The 3,181-nt window shown below is 68.6% G+C and carries 2 protein-coding genes; both read right to left on the bottom strand.

The genetic code is table 11. The features are described 5' to 3' along the window. Positions 1-63: 63 nt before the first annotated feature. Positions 64-1,137 (bottom strand): efflux RND transporter periplasmic adaptor subunit, encoded by a 1,074-nt coding sequence (locus RTO53_RS19735; protein WP_312239359.1) that lies wholly within the window; start codon positions 1,135-1,137, stop codon positions 64-66. 349 nt (positions 1,138-1,486) lie between these two features. Next, on the bottom strand, positions 1,487-3,181 hold a 1,695-nt coding region (locus RTO53_RS19730; RefSeq protein WP_312239358.1), incomplete at its 5' end, for a TonB-dependent copper receptor.

Genomic DNA, 3,181 nt, shown 5'->3' with positions numbered 1-3,181 from the left:
CGACCAGCAACAGGCTCATCACCACGGCGAAGACCGGGCGCTGGATGGAGACGTTGGACAGCTTCATCCGGCCGGATCCGCGGGCTTGGCGGCGGGCGCGCTATCGGGGCGGTCGTCGACCTTCAGGCCCGGCCGCAGCTTGCCGGTGCCATCCACCACGATGCGGTCGCCGGCCTTGAGCCCGGCGAGGATTTCAACCACGCCGGCGCGACGCGCGCCACTGCTGACATCGCTGCGCTCGACGCTGTGGTCGGCCTTGACGCGGTAGACGAAGGAATCGCGGCCGACCTGGACCACGGCGATTTCCGGGATGACCAGCGCCTGGCGTTGCGGGCGGAACATGCGGATATCCAGCAGCATGCCCGGGCGCAGGGCGTGGTCGGCATTGATGAAGTCGGCGCGGACGGTGACCGCGCGCGTGCCGGGATCGACGCGGGTATCGATGGTGGCCACCGTGCCTTCAAAGCTGCGGCCCGGATAGGCGACGCTGCTGGCAGTGACTTTGTCACCGGTGGTGAGGCTGGCCAGTTCGGCTTCGGGCACCTGGAAGTCGACGTGCATGCGCTCGATGTCGTCCAGCGTGGCGATGGTGGTGCTGGGGGTGACCAGCGAGCCGGCGCTGACCTGGCGGATGCCGAGCACGCCGGCAAAGGGCGCGCGCACGCGGCGGTCGCCGATGTCCGACTGCATTTCGCGCACCCGGGCTTCGGCCGCATCGCGGATGGCGCGCTGGGTGTCCAGGGTGGCGCTGGCGACGAGTTGCTGGGCAGCCAGTTCGCGCTGGCGCCTGTACAGCTGGTCCGCTTCGGCAAAGGTGGCCTGGGCCTGCAGCAGGGCCGCTTCCTGGGCCTGGCCGCGCAGGGTCACCAGCGGGGTGCCGGCACTGACCTGCTGCCCGCTGTCGAAGTGGACGGTTTCGATGATTTCGCTGACCTTGGCGGTGATGGTCACCGATTCACGGGCCTTGGCGGTGCCCAGTGCCTGGAGGGTGTCGTTCCATGCCGAGGGCTGCACCACCTGGGTGGTGACCGGGACGGCGTCTGCCGGCCGGCGCGCGGCGTCGTCCTTGCTGCTGCACCCGGCCAGGAAGGCCAGAGTGAGGCCAGCGGCGATGCGCGCGGTGATGCGTCCCGACATTTGAAAAAATCCCGTTAATTCCACGACCGCCGAGTGTACGGGTCGGGGCTGACCGGGCATATGTGCCAAGCGTTTACCGGGGGCGGCACAGCGACCGGTGACGGAGGCAATGCCTTTCGTGCTGGGGGGAGCGATGGGTGTATCGGTGTGTGTCAGCGCGTGTCGATTGACGTCAGCGGCCCGCATCACGGCAGGTGTCATACGCCCGCCGCCGTAGAGCCGACCGTTGGTCGGCTACACCCCGTAGCGCCGACCGTTGGTCGGCTGCACCCCGTAAAGCCGAGCGTTGGTCGGCTACACGCAACTCCGGGCGCACGGGTGCCGCCCAACGGACGGCACCCGCCGCTGCTCAATACCGGTAATTCACCTTCATCCAAACCGTCCTGCCCGGCTCGTTGATCCGGATCGGGTCGGCCGGGAAGCCGAAGTCGGCGCTGCCGGCCAGGTTGAGGTGTTCGCTGTAGGCACGATCGAACAGGTTGTCGATGCCGGCGCTGAGCTGCAGTGCATCGCTGATGCGGTAGCCGGCGTTGAGCGCGAGGGTGGCAAAGCCGGCGCTGGGGCCGAGGTCGCGGGCCACGACATTGCCCTGGTTGGCGGCGACGCGGCGCTGGTGGGCAACGCCGCGGGCAAGTGCGCCCATGCTCCAGCGCTGGCCCTGCCAGTTGGCACTCAAGCGTGCCTCCAGCGGCGGCATCTGCGGCAGCGGCGTGCCGTCGCTGCGGTTTTCGCCCCACGCATAGGCGAGCGTGCCGCCGAGTTTCCACTGCTCGGTGAGGACGAATTCCGCGCCGGCTTCGGCGCCGGCGATGCGCGCGTCAACGTTGTCTGCCCGGGTCATGCTGCCCATCATGCCGCCCTCGAGGTAGGCGAACAGGATGTAGTCCTGCAGCCGGCCGGCGTAGGCCGATACCCAGGCGTCGAGGCGGTCACTGCGGTATTGCAGGCCAAGGTCGAGCTGGGTGGTCTGCTCCGGCTGGATACCGGCGAACGCGTTGGCTGCCCCCCTCGGGCCCATGTCGGGCGAGAACAGCTCCCAGTAGTCGGGCATGCGCTCGCTGTGGCCGATGCCGGCATACCAGGTCAGCGACGGGGCGAGATCGCGTTCGATGCGCAGGAAGCCACTGCCCAGGTGTTCGCGGCGCTGTTGGCCGGCGGTCGGATTGGGCATGGCCATCATGCCGGCGGTGCGGCGTTCATCGGTGACCTCGGCGCGGTCGATGCGCAGGCCGCCAACCCACCGCTGCGCGGTACCTTCGCCGAGGGTGATTTCGGTGAAGGCGCCCAGGTTTTCGAAGCGCGCGTCGGTGTTCCAGGGTTGCTGACGGTACGTATTGCGGCCCATGCCGCTGCGGCTGCGATGGCGGCTGTCCTGCGCATCGACGCCAGCCACGAGGGCGATGTCCTGCCAGCGCCACTCCGAGGCGATGCGGCCGCCCGTCGTACGGCGATCGACATTGGCCGCCATCGGCATCGGCATGCTGCTGTCCGGGTTGGGCGTGCGCAGGGTGTAGTTGTCCATCAGGTGGTCGGCGTCGTTGTAATAGACGTTGGCCAGCAGCTTGTCCCAGGCGCCGGGCAGATTGTCCTTCTCCAAGCGCGCCGCATAGCTGGTGCGCTTGAACGCGGCACCATCCATGCCGCGGCCGGCGTAACGGGCGATGGCATCGCCGGTACCGGCCGACAGTTCCAGCACGGTGTCGGCATCGGGGGTCCAGCCGACGGCGACGTCGCTGTTCCACTTGCGCCACCTGGACGGCACGACGTCGCCGTTGCCGTCCTTGTAATCGTCCGCTTCCGAGCGGTTGCCGTTGACCCGCACATAGCCCTGCGAGGCACCGGCGGTGAGGTCGAGCACCTGGTCGTTGCGGTTGCGCGAGCCCACCAGCGCACTGGCGTTGAGGTCGATGCCCGGGGTATCGAAGCGCGGCGTATCGCGTTCGAAGCGCACCGTGCCGGCTGACGCGCCTGCCCCCCAGCGCACGCTCTGCGGGCCCTTGATGATGGTCAACCGATCGAAGGTTTCCGGGGCGATGTAGGACAG

The sequence above is a fragment of the Stenotrophomonas sp. genome (genome assembly GCF_031995405.1).
Classification (GTDB): Bacteria; Pseudomonadota; Gammaproteobacteria; order Xanthomonadales; family Xanthomonadaceae; genus Stenotrophomonas.
The sequence above is the reverse complement of the archived record's forward strand: the minus strand, read 5'-3'. Positions and strand labels throughout refer to the sequence as shown.